General features: G+C 69.4%; 17 protein-coding genes. 2 read left to right on the top strand and 15 right to left on the bottom strand.

Features of this window, described 5'->3' with window-relative positions; translation table 11 throughout:
• Nucleotides 1-314 precede the first annotated feature (314 nt).
• Nucleotides 315-2,948 carry a glycogen/starch/alpha-glucan phosphorylase gene (locus MKK60_RS12330; RefSeq protein ID WP_243986330.1) on the top strand — a complete coding sequence of 878 codons (2,634 nt, stop codon included), beginning with the start codon at nt 315-317 and terminating at the stop codon, nt 2,946-2,948.
• Here MKK60_RS12330 and MKK60_RS12325 read toward each other — a convergent pair.
• The 15 genes from MKK60_RS12325 to coxB all read right to left on the bottom strand — a co-directional run bounded on the left by MKK60_RS12325 (nt 2,924) and on the right by coxB (nt 18,338).
• Nucleotides 2,924-3,853: a ferredoxin--NAD(+) reductase gene (locus MKK60_RS12325; RefSeq protein ID WP_187274634.1), complete on the bottom strand. Its 930-nt coding sequence runs from the start codon at nt 3,851-3,853 to the stop codon at nt 2,924-2,926. The two genes, MKK60_RS12330 and MKK60_RS12325, sit on opposite strands and share 25 nt — an antisense overlap.
• A 34-nt stretch (nt 3,854-3,887) precedes the next feature.
• Nucleotides 3,888-4,274, bottom strand: coding sequence for a hypothetical protein (locus tag MKK60_RS12320; RefSeq protein ID WP_243986126.1), 387 nt, complete (start codon nt 4,272-4,274; stop codon nt 3,888-3,890).
• Between the two features lie 305 nt (nt 4,275-4,579).
• The gene (locus tag MKK60_RS12315; RefSeq protein ID WP_243986125.1) at nt 4,580-5,011 is read right to left on the bottom strand and encodes a DUF805 domain-containing protein; all 432 of its coding nucleotides are present in this window, start codon (nt 5,009-5,011) and stop codon (nt 4,580-4,582) included.
• Between the two features lie 167 nt (nt 5,012-5,178).
• Complete coding sequence (locus MKK60_RS12310; protein WP_147725207.1) at nt 5,179-8,049, bottom strand: EAL domain-containing protein; 2,871 nt, start codon at nt 8,047-8,049, stop codon at nt 5,179-5,181.
• Nucleotides 8,050-8,260: 211 nt separating this feature from the next.
• Nucleotides 8,261-9,556 carry a M16 family metallopeptidase gene (locus MKK60_RS12305; RefSeq protein ID WP_243986124.1) on the bottom strand — a complete coding sequence of 432 codons (1,296 nt, stop codon included), beginning with the start codon at nt 9,554-9,556 and terminating at the stop codon, nt 8,261-8,263.
• On the bottom strand, nt 9,553-10,965 hold the full coding sequence (gene thrC, locus MKK60_RS12300) for a threonine synthase (protein WP_243986120.1): 1,413 nt from the start codon (nt 10,963-10,965) through the stop codon (nt 9,553-9,555). The genes MKK60_RS12305 and thrC overlap by 4 nt, the downstream gene beginning before the upstream one ends.
• Nucleotides 10,966-11,034: 69 nt before the next feature.
• On the bottom strand, nt 11,035-11,448 hold the full coding sequence (locus MKK60_RS12295; RefSeq protein WP_243945788.1) for a DUF4864 domain-containing protein: 414 nt from the start codon (nt 11,446-11,448) through the stop codon (nt 11,035-11,037).
• A gap of 63 nt (nt 11,449-11,511) precedes the next feature.
• Nucleotides 11,512-12,204: an SURF1 family protein gene (locus MKK60_RS12290; RefSeq protein ID WP_243986328.1), complete on the bottom strand. Its 693-nt coding sequence runs from the start codon at nt 12,202-12,204 to the stop codon at nt 11,512-11,514.
• A 74-nt stretch (nt 12,205-12,278) separates the two neighbouring features.
• Nucleotides 12,279-12,650, bottom strand: a complete 372-nt coding sequence (locus MKK60_RS12285) for a DUF983 domain-containing protein (RefSeq protein WP_243935313.1) — start codon at nt 12,648-12,650, stop codon at nt 12,279-12,281.
• Nucleotides 12,651-12,803: 153 nt separating this feature from the next.
• On the bottom strand, nt 12,804-13,661 hold the full coding sequence (locus MKK60_RS12280; protein ID WP_147725199.1) for a cytochrome c oxidase subunit 3: 858 nt from the start codon (nt 13,659-13,661) through the stop codon (nt 12,804-12,806).
• A 166-nt stretch (nt 13,662-13,827) separates the two neighbouring features.
• Nucleotides 13,828-14,430, bottom strand: a complete 603-nt coding sequence (locus tag MKK60_RS12275) for a cytochrome c oxidase assembly protein (protein WP_243986119.1) — start codon at nt 14,428-14,430, stop codon at nt 13,828-13,830.
• Nucleotides 14,430-14,609, bottom strand: a complete 180-nt coding sequence (locus tag MKK60_RS12270) for a hypothetical protein (protein WP_147725195.1) — start codon at nt 14,607-14,609, stop codon at nt 14,430-14,432. The genes MKK60_RS12275 and MKK60_RS12270 overlap by 1 nt, the downstream gene beginning before the upstream one ends.
• On the bottom strand, nt 14,609-15,553 hold the full coding sequence (locus MKK60_RS12265; RefSeq protein ID WP_243935525.1) for a heme o synthase: 945 nt from the start codon (nt 15,551-15,553) through the stop codon (nt 14,609-14,611). The genes MKK60_RS12270 and MKK60_RS12265 overlap by 1 nt, the downstream gene beginning before the upstream one ends.
• Nucleotides 15,554-15,790: 237 nt before the next feature.
• On the bottom strand, nt 15,791-17,419 hold the full coding sequence (gene ctaD / locus MKK60_RS12260; protein WP_147725193.1) for a cytochrome c oxidase subunit I: 1,629 nt from the start codon (nt 17,417-17,419) through the stop codon (nt 15,791-15,793).
• Nucleotides 17,420-17,501: 82 nt separating this feature from the next.
• Nucleotides 17,502-18,338 (bottom strand): cytochrome c oxidase subunit II, encoded by an 837-nt coding sequence (coxB, locus tag MKK60_RS12255; protein WP_147725192.1) that lies wholly within the window; start codon nt 18,336-18,338, stop codon nt 17,502-17,504.
• A 285-nt stretch (nt 18,339-18,623) separates the two neighbouring features.
• Between coxB and MKK60_RS12250 the strand changes: the two genes are divergently transcribed.
• On the top strand, nt 18,624-18,810 hold a 187-nt coding region (locus MKK60_RS12250), incomplete at its 3' end, for a hypothetical protein (RefSeq protein WP_243986118.1).

Genomic DNA, 18,810 nt, shown 5'->3' with positions numbered 1-18,810 from the left:
AGTTCAACACCGGCGTGACAAAGTCCTGTCGGGTTTCGGTGCGACGGTGCTTGTGTCTGAAAGGACACAAAGGCGAATCAGATCGCCGCCATCGACGGGATCGAGCCCTAGCGACGCCTCGACAAGACCGGTGAGCGACCGCAGGATCGTCGATCCGAGACAGGGGTCGATCGCCGCCGACGAACGCAAGCGGCGCTCCCGAGACGCGAAGACGCGCCGGGGCCGACGATGGGGGATTGCACGTGCTGAAAGACGCTATCTTGGCACCCGTACCCGGCGACGAGCGATCCGACGCGCCGGATCGGACGAGCACCGTGCCGTTCCGTGAACCGCAGGTGTGGGACAAGCCGGCGCAGCCCGCCTCGGGCGATGCCGTCGCCGACCTCCGCGAAGCGATCCGCGCCAAGCTCGCCTACGCGATCGGCAAGTCTGCCGAGACGGCGCGGGAGCGCGACTGGTTCGCGGCCACCGCCCTCGCGCTGCGCGACCGGATCGTCGACGCCTGCCAGGCCGCAGACCCGTCGGTACCGAACAAGCGGGTCTACTATCTCTCCCTCGAATTCCTGATCGGCCGGCTCCTGTCGGACGCGATGAACAATCTCGGCCTGGTCGAGACCACGCGTGCCGCCCTGCAGAGCCTGGGCGTCGACCTCGGCACCGTCGAGGGCGCCGAGCCCGACGCGGCTCTGGGCAATGGCGGCCTCGGCCGCCTCGCCGCCTGCTTCATGGAGAGCATGGCGAGCATCGGCATCCCGGCGATCGGCTACGGCATCCGCTACGACCACGGCCTGTTCCGCCAGACCTTCGAGGACGGCTGGCAGCGCGAGGCACCCGAGACCTGGCTCGCGGAGGGCAACCCCTGGGAGTTCGTGCGTCCGGACGCGACCTACGCGATCGGCTTCGGCGGCCACGTCGCCATGGCGGCGGTCTCGGACGGCGTGATCCGCCGGCACTGGCATCCGGCCGAGACGGTGCTCGCGGTGGCGCACGACGTGCCCGTCGTCGGCTGGCGGGGAAAGACCGTGAACACGCTCCGCCTGTGGAAGGCCGAAAGCGAGGCGCCGGTCGATCTGGCGCAGTTCAACGGCGGCGACCATGTCGGCGCGGTCTCCAGCCGGATGCGCGCCGAGGCGATCTCGCGGGTGCTGTACCCGAGCGACTCCTCGACCGCCGGCCAGGAGCTGCGCCTGCGCCAGGAATACTTCTTCACCTCAGCCTCGCTGCAGGACCTCGTCCGGCGGCACGTGGCCGAGCGCGGCGACGTTCGCTCGCTGCACGACCACGCCGCGATCCAGCTCAACGACACGCACCCGGCCATCGCCGTGCCCGAGCTGATGCGCATCCTGCTGGAGGATCACGGGCTGCAGTGGGACGATGCCTGGCACGTCACGACCAACACGCTGAACTACACCAACCACACCCTGCTGCCGGAGGCGCTCGAGACCTGGCCGGTGGAGCTGATGGAGCGGCTGCTGCCGCGCCACATGCAGATCATCTACCTGATCAACTGGATGCACCTTGAGGAGCAGGGCCGCCACGGCCGCCACGACGCCGCCCACCTCGCCTCGGTCTCGCTGATCGACGAATCGCAGGGGCGCCGGGTGCGGATGGGGCACCTGGCCTTCCACGGCGCGCGCCGGGTGAACGGCGTCTCGGCGCTCCACACCGATCTGATGCGCTCGACGGTGTTCCGCGACCTGCACGCGCTCGACGGCGACAAGATCGTCAACAAGACCAACGGCATCACCTTCCGCCGCTGGCTGCACAACGCCAATCCCGGCCTGACCCGCCTCGCGGTGGAAGCGGTCGGGCCCGGCGTCCTCGACGATCCCGGCCTGCTGCGCGGGCTCGACGCCTTCGCCGAGGATCCGGCCTTCGTGAAGCGCTACGCGGCGGCCCGCTTCAGCCGCAAGCAGGCGCTGGCCGGGATCATCGCCGAGCGCACCGGGATCGACGTCGACCCCTCGGCGCTGTTCGACGTGCAGATCAAGCGCATCCACGAATACAAGCGCCAGCTTCTCAACGTCATCGAGACGGTGGCGCTCTACCAGGCGATCAAGGCCGAGCCCCACAAGGACTGGACGCCCCGCGTCAAGATCTTCGGCGGCAAGGCGGCCCCGAGCTACAGCCAGGCCAAGCTGATCATCAAGCTGGCGCTGGACGTGGCCAAGGCCGTCAACGACGACCCCGAGGTCGCCGACCGCCTGAAGGTGGTGTTCCTGCCGAACTATTCGGTGAGCCTCGCCGAGGCGATCATTCCGGCCGCCGACCTCTCCGAGCAGATCTCGACCGCGGGCATGGAGGCGTCGGGCACCGGCAACATGAAGCTGGCGCTCAACGGCGCGCTCACGGTCGGCACGCTCGACGGCGCCAACATCGAGATCCGCGACCATGTCGGTGCGGACAACATCTTCATCTTCGGGCTCGACGCCGCCGGCGTTCAGGCCCGCATCGCCGAGACCAACTACGCGCGCGACGCGATCCAGGCCTCGCCGCGCCTGGCCGCCGCCCTCGACATGATCGCCTCGGGCCGGTTCTCGCCGGACGAGCCGAACCGCTTCCGGCCGCTGACCGACGACCTGCGCCACCGCGACCAGTACCTGCTCACCGTCGACTTCGACGATTACTGGCGGGTCCAGCGCGAGATCGACGCCGCCTGGAAGGACCAGGCCGGCTGGTGGGCCAAGGCGATCCGCAACACGGCGCGGATGGCCTGGTTCTCGTCGGACCGGTCGATGCGGGAATACGCGCAGGAGATCTGGCGGGTGCAGGTCGAGGGGGACGCCTCTCGCCGCGGTTTTCCCTCCCCTCCTGCGGGGGAGGGAAGGGCGGGCGCCTTCAAGAGAATCGCTGCACACGCCAGCCGCTCAGGCTCAGGGTGGCTCGTGTCGCAAAGCGAGAACGAGACGCGCGCCTGGGCGATCTACGCGTCGACCAGGACCGGATAGCATCGTGCGCCTACGGCAGCCGCGAGAACCTGCACCGCGCCGACCGTCGAGCTGTCGCCGGCCACGTGCACCACGTCCGTGGCGCGCAAAGCCGGCAGGTGGGCTGTGAGCGGTCCGGGCCGCACGTCCGGCGGCCGCTGGCGGCTGCGGTCGGCGCTGAGCACGATGCGCCCGACGCCCGTGGCCCGCAGCCATTCTAGGCTCTCGCGCATGTAGAGATCCAGCGGATCGCGCGCGCCGACGACGACGCAGAGGTCGCGGGTCGGCTCGATGTAGCGGGCGGCGCGGGCGATCGACCAGATCTGCCCAAAGCCGCAGCCGGCCGACACCAGCACGAGGCGTCCGCCGCCGGGGCGGTACTGCGCGCGTCCGACCGGGCCGCGGATCTTCACCTCGGAATGCAGCGGCAGCGAATCGGCGAGCGACCAGCCGTCCTCGTCCCGCGCGAGGTGGAACACCAGCTCGTTGAGTTCCGCCGAGCCGTCGACGCGCAGCGTCGGGCACAGGGTGCGCAGGCCGACGCCGTCCAGCGCGAGCGCGACCTGGGCGCCGGGGCCGAGCGGCAGGTCCTTGCTCACCGTGACGACGAGCTCGATCACATGCGCCGTGAGCGCGCGGACCTCGGTGACGGTGCCGGTGCGCATCGCGACCGCCGGGGCCGGCTCCTCCGCATGCGCGTGGATCGAAGGGCCGGCCGGAAGCGCCAGCTTGATCGGGTCGACCCGCTCGCGGCGGCCCGGGACGCGGCGCGCTCCGGGAGTCGCTCCCTGTCCCGGAACGGCGGCGCCGTGGGTCGCCTGGGCGGTCGCGATCATGCCGTCGGCGACCGCCGCATCGAGCGGGGTGTCGCCGGTGGCGATGCGGACGGACTTGCCGTTGACGACGAGCGAGCAGCGCGCGCTCATGGTCGTCTCCCGAATGTCATGAGGATGGCGGCGATCAGCGCGGGGACATCAGCAGGCGATCGACCATGCCGGCCCAGCGCTCGCGGGTGGCACGCGCCTCCGCGCCGATCGGCTCCGGCTCGACGTGCAGCGCCATCCGGGCGCGTAGGGAAGCCGCCTCGGCCCGCTCGGCCATCAGGATGGCTTTCATCACCGCCATCTCGGCCTGAAGCCGCTCGACGACGTCCTCCTCGGGCTCGCCGTCGAAGGTCTCGTCCTGGAATTCGAGGTCTTCGAGGGCCGCCATCTCGTGCTCCGAGGTGGCGAACGCGGCCTCGAGCCGGGCGTCGGCCGGCTCATAAGCCGGCATCGCGTACGCGGTCGGCGCGGCGCTGCGCGGCGCGTCGAGGCGGATCGGGCGCGCGATCAGCCGGCGTACCACATCGGATCCGCTCGTCTCGCGAAACCGCCTTGCCGCTTCGGCCATCACCGTTCTCCAGCACGCGGCAGGGGCGTCGTGCGCCCTGCCATTTCTCCACACAACCTTCCGTCGGCATGGTTAAGGGAGGCTTAAATCGCGGTTGTCACGCGCCGATTCCTCCGGTCGGCGACGGGCGAGCATGGCGCCCGTCCGCCTTCTAAAAATTCGGCTGCGCACCCGGCGCCGACCGAAATGGGTGCGCATCGTCGCGCGGAAACGCTGCGACGTCACCGATTCGGGATCGTCGCAGCATCGATCGCGCGGCGTCAGATCGCCGGAGACAGGCCCGCGGACGTCGCGACGCCGCGGCCGCGCGGGTCGGGGCCGAACGTGTTCGGGCCGACCGTGCCCCGCAGGAACCCGGTCTCGATAAAGTACCAGAGGTTGCCGAGCGGAATGAGCGAGAGCAGCACCCAGACGCCGGGCTTGTCGCGGTTGTGGTAGCGCTTGATCCCGAGGCAGACCGACGACCAGACGATGAAGACCGTGGTGAGGAGGTTCAGGATTACGAACGGGATCGCTGCCGGCCCATCGACCTTGAAGCCTTCCCCTGCGGCGGCCTCGTTCGGGATCATCTGGGCCAGCACGTAGTTCAGCGCGGACGCGACGATGATGGCGCCGAACACCGAGCCGAGGATGCCCTTCCAGAAGGTCGCGCGCCCGATCCGGCCTTCGGCGGAGAAGAGAAGTTTTTTCATGATGTCGACAGCCCCATCGGCCCTCCGTCCGCGCATGGTTCTGCGGGATCGGCCGGCGATCGAGCGTTAGGGTGCCGAAAGCTTGGCTTCAACGCGAAGGGGGACCGCGGGACGGGGGTGCAAGAGTTCGGGACGCCGGAGCAATCGACCTGGGGATGAAACCCCGATCACGCGGCTTCCGGTGCCGCCCCCACGAGCTGGCGGGCCTGCAGCATCGTCATCGGCTCGCCGAAGGCGTAGCCCTGCGCGTAGTCGCAGCCGAGCTCGGCCAAGGCCTGGGCGTCGGCCTCGGACTCCGCACCCTCGGCGACGATGGCGAGGTTGAGCTCGTTGGCCATCCGCACGATCGAGCGCAGGATCGCCGTCTTGCCCGAGGCCATCTGGCGGACGAAGGACTGGTCGATCTTGATCGTGTCGAATGGGAAGCGCTGCAGGTAGGACAGCGCCGAGTAGCCGGTGCCGAAATCGTCGAGCGAGAGCCCGGCGCCGAGATCGTGGATGCGGGTCAGCATCTGCGCGGCGTATTCGGGGTTCTCCATCACCAGGCTCTCGGTGAGCTCGAGCTTGAGCGAGCCCGGGATCACGCCGGAGCGGGCGAGCACCGTCTTCACGTCGTGCAGCAGGTCGTGCCGCAGCAGCTGGCGCGACGAGACGTTGACCGAGGCGAAGATCGGCGGGTCGACCTCGAGCGAGCGCTGCCATGCGGCGAGCTCCAGCGCGGTCCGTTCGAGGGCGAAGATCCCGAGGTTGACGACGAACCCGCTCTCTTCCGCGACCGGCATGAAGGTGGCCGGCGGGATGCGCCCGAGCTTGGGGTGATCCCAGCGCAGGATCGCCTCGAAGCCGGCCACCGTGCGGTCCTCCAGGCGGACGACCGGCTGGAACAGCACCTTCATCTCGTTGCGCTCGAGCGAGCGGCGGAGGTCGCTCTCCAGCATCAGCCGGTCCGAGCGCTCGGCGCGCATGTCGGCGCGGAACACCTCGATGCGGTCGCCGCCGCCGCGCTTGGCCTGGACCATCGCGGTCTCGGCGTTCTTGAACACCTCGTCGCGCTTGAGGCTGGCGCCGGTCTCGTGCAGCGCCAGGCCGATCGAGACGGTGAGGAAGATCTCGCGGTCGGCATAGGTGATCGGCGTCGCGATGGCGCGGCGGATCATCTCCGCGAAGGCCAGGATGCGGTCCGAATCGCGTTCCGACAGCAGGATGACCGCGAACTCGTCGCCGGCCACGCGCGCCAGCGTGTCCTGCGGCCGCAGCAGGCGGCCGAGGCGGCGCGACAGGGTGAGCAGGATCGAGTCGCCGGCCGAGAGGCCGATCGCGTCGTTGATGCCCTTGAACCGGTCGATGTCGAGGACGATCACCGTCGGCTTCAGCCGCGGGTCCTGGCTCGCGAAGGCGATCGCGGCATCGAGACGGTCGCCGAACAGCTCGCGGTTCGGCAGGCCGGTGAGGCTGTCGTGCACGGCGTCGTGCAGGAGGCGCTCCTCGGCGGTCTTGATCTCGGTGACGTCGGCGATGGTGCCGACGATGCGGATCACCTCGCCGTCGTTGCCGATCACCGGGCGGGCCTTGAGGCGGTACCAGTAATAGGCCCCGCCCGAGGTGCGCAGGCGGAAATCGTGCACGATGCGGCCGCGCCGCTCCTCGATCATGGTGTCGAGGGTGGCCGAGTAGCGCTCGATGTCGAACGGGTGCAGCAGCCCGAGCCAGTTCGCGGCCGGCCCCTCCAATGCGCCGCGCTTGAGGCCGAGCTGGACCTCGATCTCCTGGCCGGCGAAGACCCGGTCGCCCGGCACGTCCCAGTCGAACACCACGTCGCCAGCGCCGGTGAGCGCCAGCGCCCGGCGCTCGGTGTCGGAGACGAGGGCGTGGGTGAGGCCGCCGCCGGCGAAGGCGTGCTGCATCACCGTGAAGCCGATCAGCATGACGATCAGCACGAGGCCGCCGATCAGCGCCGGCTGGGTCAGCTCGCTGCCGATCTGGCCGGTCACCGCGAAGCCGGCGGCCGTGACCCAGACGACGAGCAGCGTCCAGGTCGGGACGAGCAGGATGGCGCGGTCGTAGCCGTTATGGGCGGCGAGGTAGGCGATCAGCAGCAGCCCGACCCCGGCGACCGCGGCGATCGAGATGCGCGCGACGCCCGCCGCCACCGGCGGATCGAACAGGGCGAGGCCGACGAGCCCTGCCAGGAAGGTCAGCCAGAAGAACGCGACGTGGCTGTAGCGCACGTGCCAGCGCGAGAGGTTGAGGTAGGCGAACAGGAACACCAGCAGCGTCGCGGCCAGCACCGCCTCCGCCGAGGCGCGGTAGACCCGCTCCGCCAGCTCGGTGACCGGGAAGACCCGCTGCAGGAAACCGAAATCGATGCAGGCATAGGCCAGGACCGACCAGGCGAGCGCGGCCGCCGCGGGGAAGATGATCGCGCCCTTGACCACGAAGACGATGGTGAGGAACAGCGCCAGCAGGCCGCTGATGCCGATGATGATGCCCTTGTAGAGCGTCAGGCCGGCGGCCTTCTTGCGGTAGGCGTCCTGATCCCAGAGGTGCACCTGCGGGATGTTCGGGCCGCGCAGCTCGGCGACGTAGGTGATCGTCGTGCCGGGATCGAGGGTGATGACGAACTCGTCGGCTTCCGGGTTCTCGTTGCGCTCGGGCCGGATGCCCTGGCTCGCGGTGATCGCCGCGATGCGCGAGCCGCCGAGATCGGGCCAGACCACGCCGGAATCGACCAGCCGGAAATGCGGCGCGACGAGGATGCGCTCGATCTGCTCGTCGGTGTCGTTGGTGAGCGCGAACACCATCCAGTCGGGCCGCGCGCCGGCATCGCGCGCCTTCACGACGATGCGGCGGACGATGCCGTCCTTGCCCGGTGCCGTCGAGATCTGGATCAGGTCGCCGTCCGAGCGGTAGCGCTCGATCGCCGTCGTCAGGTCGATCACCGGCGCGTCGAGGGTGACCCGCACCGCCTCCACGGCCCGAGCGGAACCGCTGAGCAGAAGGCCGCAGAAGAGTGCGAGATAAAGGGCGAGGATGCGCAACGGGCGAGTGTTCCGGCCGGGTACGGCGGCGAGTACGGCTCAGGTTCCGCGCAGTGGTAGAGGCGGGATTAACCTGGAGCAAGGCGGTAGAGGCCCGGCGGCCGGCGTCACCCACCGCTGGCATACGCGATCGTCCGGGCCGGGGATCGCCCGCTTTTGCGGCCAAAACAAGTTTTCGGTCGCAGCGCGGGCGTGTCGTCCCCGGTCTCGCTCAGGCGGCGCGCAGCACCGCCGTGATCCGGTCGAGGGACGGGAGCTTTTTGATCGGGCCGATGGCGGCGAGCGTCGGCGTCCCGGCGAGGACCGCGAGGCCGGCCGCGCGCACGTGGTCCACCGTGACGGCGTCGACCTTGGCGATCACCTCCTCGGCCGGGATCACGCGGCCCCAGGCGAGGATCTGGCGCGCGTTGCGCTCGATCCGGCCGCCGGGCGTCTCCAGCGCAGACAGCAGCGAGACCTTCAGCTGCGCCTTGGCGCGGGCGATCTCGACGGTGTCGAGGTCGCGTGCCGCGCGCGCGGTCGCCGACAGCGTCACCTCGACGAGCTCGGGCAGGTCCGCGCCGGAGGTCGCCGCGCCGATGCCGAACAGCCCGCAATCGGAGAACGGCCAGTGAAACGCCTGGATCTCGTAGGCGAGGCCACGGGTCTCGCGCACCTCCTGCCAGAGCCGCGAGGTCAGCCCGCCGCCGAGCACCTGCGAGAACATGTGCAGCGCGTAGTAGGCGTCGTCGCGGAACGACAGGCCGGGCAGGCCGATCACCACGTTGGCCTGCTCGAGCTTCTTCGGCATGCGGCGCTCGCCGCCGGCATAGGTCCCGGGGATCGCCTCGGGCGCGCTCGACCTCGGCATGGCGCCGAAATGGCGCTCGGCCGACGCGACGAAGGCCTCGTGCTCGACGGCGCCGGCGGCGGCGACCACGAAGCGGTCGGGGGTGTATTCGCGGGCGAGATAGGCGCGGATGCCGGCCTCGTCGAAGCTCCGGATGGTCTCCGGCCGGCCGATGATCGGGCGCCCGATCGGCTGCCCGGGGAAAGCGGCCTCGGTGAAGGCGTCGTAGACCACGTCGTCCGGCGTGTCCTCGATCCCGGCATGTTCCTGCAGGATCACGCCCTTCTCGCGGGCGAGCTCGCCCGCGTCGAACACGGAATCGGTCAGGATGTCGCCGAGCACGTCGAGCGCGGTGCCGACATCCTCGCCGAGCACCCGCGCGGTGTAGCTCGTGCCCTCGGCCGAGGTCGCGGCGTTGATCTCGCCGCCGAGGTTCTCGATGTCCTCGGCGATGGCCCGGGCCGAGCGCGTGCGCGTGCCCTTGAACGCCATGTGCTCGATGAGGTGGCTCAGGCCGTTCTCGTCCGGGCGCTCGTGGCGCGATCCCGCCCCGACCCAGACGCCGAGCGTCGCGGTGGCCACGCCCGGCATCGCTTCGGTCGCGACGGTGACGCCGTTGTCGAGGGTGGTGATGCGCAGGCCCGGGGAGGCGGCGTGGGTGGCGAAGTGCTGGTTCATGCGCCCCTCGTGATGCGCGCGCGGTCGCGGATCAGGGACTCGACCGCGGCCTGGTCGTTGCCGACCCGCGTCATGCGCTCGGGCCGGTCCATCAGGTCGGCGAGATGCGGGGGAAGGGCGGGGCGAAGGCCGCCGGTGGCGCGGCTCACCGCATCGGGGAACTTGGCGGCGTGCGCGGTCGCCAGCGCCACCACCGGGGTCGCCGGGTCCTTCCGCAGCAGGCGGCGGGCGGCCCGCACGCCGATGGCGCTGTGGGGATCGAGCACATGCCCGGTGGCGGCGTGGGTCTGGGCGATCTCGTCCATCACGTCGGGCTCCGACACGGCGGTGGCGTCGAACTCGGCACGCACCTTGGCGAGCACCCCCTCGTCGACGTTGAAGCCGCCGGACTGCTTGAGCCCGGACATGAGGCGGCCGAGCGAGGCGGCGTCGCGATCGAGCGCCTCGAACAGCAGCCGCTCGAAGTTCGACGAGATCTGGATGTCCATCGAGGGCGAGGTCGTGGCCTGGACGCCGCGCAGCTCGTAGACGCCGTGCTCGAGGGTGCGCGCCAGGATGTCGTTGGCGTTGGTGCCGATCATCAGGCGCTCGATCGGCAGCCCCATGCGCTTGGCGACCCAGCCGGCCAGCACGTCGCCGAAGTTGCCGGTCGGCACCGCGAACGACACCTTGCGGTGCGGCGCGCCGAGCGCGACCGCGCTGGTGAAGTAGTACACGGCCTGCGCCGCGACGCGGGCCCAGTTGATCGAGTTGACGCCCGAGAGCTTCACCGCGTCGGCGAAGTCGGCATGCTGGAACATGGCCTTCACCATGTTCTGGCAGTCGTCGAAGTTGCCGTCGACCGCGAGCGCGTGGACGTTCGGCGCGTCGACCGAGGTCATCTGCCGGCGCTGCACCTCCGAGACGCGGCCGTGCGGGAACAGGATGAAGATGTCGACCTGGTCGAGTCCGCCGAAGGCCTCGACCGCGGCGCTGCCGGTGTCGCCCGAGGTCGCGCCGACGATGGTGGCGCGGCTGCCGCGGGCGCGGAGCACGTGGTCCATCAGCCGCCCGAGCAGCTGCATCGCCACGTCCTTGAACGCGAGCGTCGGGCCGTGGAAGAGCTCGAGCAGAAACAGGTTGTCGTCGAGCTGGGTCAGCGGGCAGATCGCCGGGTGGCGGAAGGTGGCGTAGGCCTCCTCGATCATCCGGTCGAGGTCGGCATCCGCGATCTCGCCGTCGATCAGGGGGCGCAGCACCAGCTTGGCGGCGTCGGCGTAGCGCTTGCCGGCCAGACCCGCGATCTCGCTCGCGGACAAGGTCGGCCACGCCTCCGGCACGTAGAGGCCGCCGTCGCGGGCGAGCCCGGCGAGCAGGGCATCGGAGAACGAGAGCGGCGCGGCGGATCCGCGGGTCGAGACGTGCAGCACGGGGGCCTCCGGGGAAGGCGCCCCCTCTACACGATGCGGTCGGGCGTGTCGAAGACCGCCAAGGCGGGTTCAGGCGTTCGTGCCCTCGGCCTTGACCAGCCGGCAGCCGCTGATGCGCCACGCTCCGTCGGCGCCGCGCTCGAGGCTGTAGACGGCGGTCCAGTCGACGCCGTCCTCGTCCTGGATCGCAACGTCCTGCGAGAGCGCCCCGTCGCCGAGGTCCTGCATCTGCCCGAACACGAAGGTGCGGTGCCGATAGACCGGCCGGTAGTTGTTGCGCACCATGCCGAGGAACACGTCGGCGGTCGGAAACATGCCCTGGATCGCCGGGGCGGCCTGGGCGTAGGCGGTGGCGGCGTCGTCGCGCACCAGCGCCTCGGCCTGCCGGGTGATCGCCGCGCGGGCCGCCTCGCGGGCGCCGTCGTCGGCCGCGTGCGCCGACGTCAAGGCGAGGGCGAGGAACAGGGCGAGCCAGCTGCGCATCGGATCACTCCGCCATGGGACGCAGCGAGTGTAGCCGGCGTCGCCGCCGCCGCAAGCCCGGCCTCAGGCGCCGGAAGGCGCGTCCGGCTCGTTCAGGCGCTTCCAGGCAAACACGGAAAAGACGCCGAGCAGGCAGGCGGCGATGCCGAACCAGGTGAAGGCGTATTGCAGATGGTTGTTGGGCAGGTCGACCCGGAGCTGCCCGCCGCGCGGCCAGGTCCGGCTGCCGGGCGCGGCATCCGCCTCGATCAGGTAGGGGGCGGCCTCCGGGAAGCCGCGCGCCGCGGCGATGCCCGGCACGTCGCGGTTGAACCACTCGTTGCGCACCGGATCGGGCGCCGGCACGAACATCGTCCGTGGCTCGCTGCCGCGCATCAGGCCGACGATCGTGGTGTCGCCCTCGACGAGCCCGTCGCGGCGGTCGGCCTGGTTCTTCAGCTCGGTCGGCACGAAGCCGCGGTTGACCAGCACCATCGAGCCGTCGTCGCGCCGGAACGGCGTGATCACATAGTAGCCCTGCAGCGCGCGGCCCGGCGTCTCGCCGGCCGCGAGCCCGTGGACCAGCGTCTCGCGATCGTTGAGGAAGCGGCCGCCGACGCGGACATGCTCGAACTCGTCGCGCGCCGGGTTCCAGTCGGCGGGCGGCGGCACCGGCTCGGCCTGCGAGCGCGAGACGATGCGGGCGATCAGCGCCTCCTTCTCGCCCTTGCGCTCGAGCTGCCACACCCCGAGGCCGAGGAGGATCGCGAGCGCCATCAGCGTCGCGAGCGCCGGCGGGACAAGGTCGCGGATCGCGCCGGGGCGCGTCCGCGAGGCGGTCTCGGCCGCGGTCACGGCTCGAAGCGTCCCTGCTCGGCCTTGTTGGTGTATTGCAGGGCCAGCAGCATGCCCTTCAGCGGGCGGACCAGGATCAGGCTGAGGCCGATCGAGAGCGATCCGGCCACCAGCGCGTGGACCCACATTGGCGGCTGGTAGGTGATCTCCATCCACAGGGCGAGGCCGACCACGAGGATGCCGACGATCGACATCACGAAGAAGGCCGGCCCGTCGCCGGAATCGAACGCGCCGTAGTCGAGGCCGCAGACCTCGCAGGCGGGGGCGACGGTGAGGAACCCCTTGAACATGTGGCCTTCGCCGCAGCGCGGGCAGCGGCCGCGCAGGCCGGTCGAGATCGGTGCTTGTGGCGTGTAGGTCCGGGCCAAGCTCAGGTTCCTTGCATGACGTGAAGCCCCGCAGCGATGCACCACGTGTCGGCCTCAACGAGGATATGGGTGCCCGGACACGAAAAAGGGCGGCCGGAGCCGCCCTTCGATGCATGTCCCCCCTGCGTCACAGGGGATCCTGCCCGATCGCGATCAGTGCGCCGCGTGCCCGGCGCCCGAACCCCAGACGTAGATCGCCGCGAACAAGAACAGCCACACCACGTCGACGAAGTGCCAGTACCAGGCGGCGAACTCGAACCCGAGATGCTGCTTGACCGTGAACTGCCCGAGATAGGCGCGGTACAGGCAGATCCCGAGGAAGATCGTGCCGATGAGGACGTGCGCGCCGTGGAAGCCCGTCGCCATGAAGAAGGTCGACGAGTAGATGCTGCCGGCGAAGCCGAAATGCGCATGGCCGTACTCGTAGGCCTGGCAGGCGGTGAACAGCACGCCGAGGATCACGGTCAGCCACAGGCCGTACTTCAGGCCCTTGCGGTCGTCGTGGAGCAGGGCGTGGTGGGCCCAGGTCACGGTGGTGCCGGAGGTCAACAGGATCAGGGTGTTCAGCAGCGGCAGGTGCCAGGGGTCGAACGCCTCGATCCCCTTCGGCGGCCAGACGCCGCCGGTGAAGCCGACGCGCGAGGCCTGGATCGGGTCGGCGGTGTAGAGCGCCGCCTCGAAATAGGCCCAGAACCACGCGACGAAGAACATCACCTCGGAGGCGATGAACATCATCATGCCGTAGCGGTGATGAAGCTGCACCACGCGGGTGTGGTCGCCTTGGTTGGCCTCGTGGACCACGTCCTTCCACCACGAGAACATGGTGTAGAGCACGCCGAGCGAGCCGGCGCCGAAGATGTAGGGGCCGGGGGTGAGCGTGCCGATCTGCAGGCTCTTCATCCAGAACACGGCGCCGAAGGCCATCACGAAGCCGGAGAAGGCGCCGATGAGCGGCCAAGGGCTCGGTGCGAGGATGTGGAAGTCGTGATTCTTGGCGTGCGCCTCGGCCATCTTACCCGTCTCTCCTCGACCCCGTCGGTCCTGCGCCGTCGCCGGCTCGCGGTCCGCTTACCCTGAACGCCGAATTCGGGCCGTCCGGCCCGTCCGGTCTACCCGCACCCTTAGCGGAGGCGGGCGCGTGTTGTCACGCTTCGCGCACCGGGAAATCCCGGCACGGTCAGAAATCCCGCTTGTTTCCGGCCGTGCTCGTGTTGGCGACCGCAGCCGTGACCGGCTCGCCGTTCTTCGACGCGAAGTAGGTGTAGGACAGCGTCATCTCGGAGAGATGCGCGGTGTTCGAATCCTTGCGCACCTCGGGATCGATGTAGAACACCACCGGCACGTCGAGCGTCTCGCCCGGCTGGAGCGTCTGCTCCTTGAAGCAGAAGCACTCGATCTTGACGAAGTAGCTGCCCATCAGCCCGGGCTGCACGTTGAAGGTCGCCACGCCGGTGGACGGCGTCGTGCCGGTGTTCTTGACCTGGAAGAACACGGTCTTCGTCTCGCCGAGATGCGCCTCGACCCGGCGCGACTCGGCCTTGAACCGCCACGACAGCGAGGAAGACACGTTGGTGTCGAAGTGGACGACCATGCTGTCGTCGGTGGCGACGCCGGCGGTGAGCGCCGGGCCCTGGCGCGGCGTGCCGTCGTAGCCGGTCGCCTTGCAGAACGCGTCGTAGAGCGGCACCGACGCGAAGGCGAGGCCGATCATGCCCACGGCCATGCCGCCGCAGGCGAAGGCGGTGCGCAGCATCGTCCTGTCGGTGTTCGGTGTGCTCATCAGAGCGGCCGGTTCAGGATCTGCGGCCCGAGCTTGGCGATCGTCAGGACGAAGAACAGCAGCACCATGGCGCCGAGCGCCAGGGCGATCGCGATCGAGCGCTTGCGCCGGCGCGCCTCCTCCTCGGGGGTGAGGGGGCGCATCTCGATCTTGGGAAAGCCGTGCGGATCGTATTCCATCAGGCGAAGACCGGGCGGAACAGGCCGAGGCTCTGCTCGGCGAGCAGCGCCGAGAACAGAACGAAGAGGTAGAGGATCGAGAAGCCGAACATCCCCATGGCGGCCTTCTTCTCGGCCTCGCCCTCGCGGTTGCGATAGACCTGCACGCTGAAGGCCAGCATGCCGAGGCCGCCCAGCACGCCGACCACCGCGTAGAGCAGGCCGGCGAAGCCGAGCCAGACCGGCAAGAGGCCGAGCGGCGCGAGCAGCAGCGTGTAGTAGATGATCTGGCGGCGGGTCGAGGTCGGGCCGGCGGTGTTCGGCATCATCGGGATTCCGGCCTTGGCGTACTCGCCGGCCTTCACCAGGGCCAGCGCCCAGAAGTGCGGCGGCGTCCAGATGAAGATGATCGCGAACAGCACGAGCGACTCGATGCCGACCGAACCGGTCACCACCGCCTGCCCGATCACCGGGGGGAGGGCGCCGGCGGCGCCGCCGATGACGATGTTCTGAGCGGTCGCCCGCTTGAGCCACATCGAGTAGATCACCGCGTAGAACACGATGGTGAAGGCGAGCAGCCCGGCCGAGAGCCAGTTCGCGGCGAGCCCGAGCACCATCACCGAGCCGACCGAGAGCACGAGGCCGAAGGCCAGGGCCTCGTTCGGCTGGATGCGGCCATCGGGGATCGGGCGCTTGGCGGTGCGCGTCATGATCGCGTCGATGTCGGCGTCCCACCACATGTTGAGGCAGCCCGAGGCGCCGGCGCCGATGGCGATCATCAGTAGCGAGATCACCGCGACGGCCGGCGGCACGTGGCCGTGCGACACCACCATGCCGACGAGGGCGGTGAAGATCACCAGCACCATCACCCGCGGCTTCAGCAGGGCGAAGTAGTCGGGCACGTCTCCGCCAACGACCGAGACCGGCGTCGCGCCGGCGGGCAGGCTGTTCGACAGGGTGGTCATGGACACCGCAACCATTCTGCTTTTCGCGCTCGGGCCCGCGCGGCGGGAGCGCTCGATCCGGCACGGGAAGTCGCGAACCGGAACAGTTCCAAACGTCCGGGCGTCGCACGCCCGGAAAAAGGGGGGATCCTACCGAGCGCCGCTCAGACCGGACCGTCGCACCGCCCTTGCCGGGACCCTTCGCGGGAAGGATCCGGGGAAGGGCGGGGGCCGCGCGATGCGGCCCCCGCGAAGTGGTTAATGGTGACCCGGCTCGTCGACGATGCGGGGCAGCGTCTCGAACTGGTGGAAGGGCGGCGGCGACGACAGCGTCCACTCCAGGGTGGTTGCGCCGGGACCCCAGGGGTTGTCCGCGGCCCGCTCCTTCGAGCGGAAGGCGAGGATGACGCCGATCACGAACACCATCATGCCGAGGCCGAAGATGTGGCCGCCGTAGGTCGAGACCTTGTGCCAGCCCGCGAACGCCTCCGGGTAGTCGGCGTAGCGACGCGGCATGCCGGCGAGCCCGAGGAAGTGCATTGGGAAGAACAGGATGTTCGCGCCGATGAAGGCCAGCCAGAAGTGCAGCTTGCCGGCCCATTCGGGGATGATGTGGCCGGTCATCTTCGGGAACCAGTAGTAGATGCCGGCGAAGATAATGAACACGGCGCCGAGCGAGAGCACGTAGTGGAAGTGCGCGACGACGTAGTAGGTATCGTGCAGGTACTTATCGACCGCCGAGTTCGCGAGCACGACGCCGGTGACGCCGCCGACCGTGAACAGGAAGATGAAGCCCACCGCCCAGTGCATCGCCGCGGTGAAGCGGATCGAGCCGCCCCACATCGTCGCGATCCAGGAGAAGATCTTCACGCCGGTCGGCACCGCGATCACCATGGTGGCGAACACGAAGTAGGACTGCGTCTGCAGCGACAGGCCGACGGTGTACATGTGGTGCGCCCACACGACGAAGCCGACGACGCCGATCGCGACCATCGCGTAGGCCATCGCGAGGTAGCCGAAGACCGGCTTGCGCGAGAACGTGGCGATGATGTGCGAGACGATGCCGAAGGCCGGCAGGATCATGATGTACACTTCGGGGTGACCGAAGAACCAGAACAGGTGCTGGTACAGGATCGGGTCGCCGCCGCCGGCGGGGTCGAAGAAGGTGGTGCCGAAGTTGCGGTCAGTGAGCAGCATGGTGATCGCGCCGGCGAGGACCGGGAGCGACAGCAGCAGCAGGAAGGCGGTGACGAGCTCGGCCCAGGCGAAGAGCGGCATCTTGTGCAGCGTCATGCCGGGGGCGCGCATGTTGAGGATGGTCGTGATGAAGTTGATCGCCCCGAGGATCGAGCCGGCGCCGGAGAGGTGCAGCGCGAAGATCGCGAAGTCGACGGCCGGGCCGGGATGGCCGGCGGTGGAGAGCGGCGGGTAGACGGTCCAGCCGGTGCCGGCGCCGGACGCGCCGGGCGCGCCCTCGACGAACAGCGAGCAGATCAGGCTGCAGAAGCCCGCCACCGTCAGCCAGAACGAGATGTTGTTCATGCGCGGGAAGGCCATGTCCGGCGCGCCGATCATCAGCGGCACGAACCAGTTGCCGAACCCGCCGATCAGCGCCGGCATCACCATGAAGAACACCATGATGAGGCCGTGGCCGGTGACGAAGACGTTGTACGTCTGCGGATTGGAGAAGTACTGGAGGCCGGGCGCCTCCATCTCCATCCGGATGCCGAAGGACAGGAACGCGCCGATCATGCCCGCGCAGAACGCGAACAGCAGGTAGAGCGTGCCGATGTCCTTGTGGTTCGTCGACAGGAACCAGCGGGCGAAGAACGAAGGTTTGTGGTCGTGGGCCTCGTGGGCCCCTGCATGCGCTGCGGCGGTTGCCATCTGAGCTGAGCCTTGTGCGTGTCTCTCGAGATCTCGGTGGGTCGGGCCGGCGCCGTCGCGGCGCCGGCCCGAAGCGCGCCCGCTACCGGGCGTCGGCGAGCTTGGACCCGTCGTCGATGCGGGCGTACTTGGTCTTGGCCTCGCCGAGCCAGGCTGCGTAGGCCTCGTCGTTCACGACGCGGACGACGATCGGCATGTAGGCGTGGCGCTGGCCGCAGAGCTCGGAGCACTGGCCGTGATAGGTGCCCTCGCGGTCGGCCTTGAACCAGAACTGGTTGAGGCGGCCGGGGACGGCGTCGATCTTGAAGCCGAAGGACGGCATCGCCCACGAATGCATGACGTCGGCGGCGGTGACCTGGATCTTGACGATCTTGTTCACCGGAACGACCATCTCGTTGTCGGTCTGCAGCAGCCGCGGCTGCTTGTCCTCGTCGATGTTGGCATCGAACGAGAAGCCGCCGCCCTGGTCGGCGGGGTACTCGTAGGACCAGTACCAGGCGTGGCCGGTGACCTTGATCATCACGTCGGACTTCGGATCCGATAGCTGCACGCGCAGCAGGCGGAACGACGGGATCGCGACGGCGACGAGGATGAGCACCGGGACGATGGTCCAGGCCACCTCGATCAGGGTGTTGTGGGTGGTCTTCGAGGGCGTCGGGTTCCGCTTCTCGCTGAAGCGGTAGATGCACCACAGGATCAGGCCGAGCACGAACACGCAGATGGCCAGCGACAGCCAGTGCACCCACGACTCGAACTGGAGGATGTCGCGTGCGTTCTCGGTCACGGGGACCTGGCGGTCCATCTGCCAGGGCTCGGGCTGGCCGATGCCGGCGGCCAGGGCCTGCGACGACGTCAGGAGCAGCGCGCCGAACGCGGCGAGCCCCCTCATGGAGCGGTGTTTCGTCTGCGCCGTCCGCATGTGCCTCTCGTGGCTCCCCTTGGTCACGTTACGCTCCGTCGACCGCCCGCATCTTGCTTGAACGAGGTTTGCGGTGTCGCTCGACGGAATGGACGCCCCGAAGGCGCGAGGCCCGGGTATCCGATCGCGGTGTCAGACCACAAGGTCGTGAAAGGCGCAACCGCACAAGCGTCGCATCGCACGCTTTCCGGACGCTCCGCTCCGTCACCCGGGCGATCGCCGCAGGGGCGGCTCGGCCCGCGGCCTGCTATAGGGCGTGCTCGGGTCGAGCGGCGGGAACAGCCCATGACGGACGGACGGCGGCCGGTTCAGGCCACTTCAGAGACGGGCCTGCCTGAGACGGCCTTGCAGGAGACGGCCTTGCAGGAGACGGCCTTGCAGGAGACGGCCTTGCAGGAGACGGCCTTGCAGGAGACGGCCTTGCAGGAGACGGCCTTGCAGGAGACGGCCTTGCAGGAGACGGCCTTGCAGG

This window comes from Methylobacterium sp. J-092 (assembly GCF_022829325.1).
Taxonomy (GTDB): domain Bacteria; phylum Pseudomonadota; class Alphaproteobacteria; order Rhizobiales; family Beijerinckiaceae; genus Methylobacterium.
This window is presented reverse-complemented; position numbering and strand designations above follow the sequence as displayed.

Coding starts and splice junctions, on each gene's coding strand:
- MKK60_RS12275 (WP_243986119.1), bottom strand. CDS start 14,430: ATGAGCACACCGAACACCGACAGGACGATGCTGCGCACCGCCTTCGCC.
- MKK60_RS12325 (WP_187274634.1), bottom strand. CDS start 3,853: ATGAGCGCGCGCTGCTCGCTCGTCGTCAACGGCAAGTCCGTCCGCATC.
- MKK60_RS12265 (WP_243935525.1), bottom strand. CDS start 15,553: ATGACCACCCTGTCGAACAGCCTGCCCGCCGGCGCGACGCCGGTCTCG.
- MKK60_RS12270 (WP_147725195.1), bottom strand. CDS start 14,609: ATGGAATACGATCCGCACGGCTTTCCCAAGATCGAGATGCGCCCCCTC.
- MKK60_RS12280 (WP_147725199.1), bottom strand. CDS start 13,661: ATGGCCGAGGCGCACGCCAAGAATCACGACTTCCACATCCTCGCACCG.
- MKK60_RS12305 (WP_243986124.1), bottom strand. CDS start 9,556: ATGAACCAGCACTTCGCCACCCACGCCGCCTCCCCGGGCCTGCGCATC.
- ctaD (WP_147725193.1), bottom strand. CDS start 17,419: ATGGCAACCGCCGCAGCGCATGCAGGGGCCCACGAGGCCCACGACCAC.
- MKK60_RS12290 (WP_243986328.1), bottom strand. CDS start 12,204: ATGGCGCTCGCGATCCTCCTCGGCCTCGGGGTGTGGCAGCTCGAGCGC.
- MKK60_RS12295 (WP_243945788.1), bottom strand. CDS start 11,448: ATGCGCAGCTGGCTCGCCCTGTTCCTCGCCCTCGCCTTGACGTCGGCG.
- coxB (WP_147725192.1), bottom strand. CDS start 18,338: ATGCGGACGGCGCAGACGAAACACCGCTCCATGAGGGGGCTCGCCGCG.
- MKK60_RS12315 (WP_243986125.1), bottom strand. CDS start 5,011: ATGAAAAAACTTCTCTTCTCCGCCGAAGGCCGGATCGGGCGCGCGACC.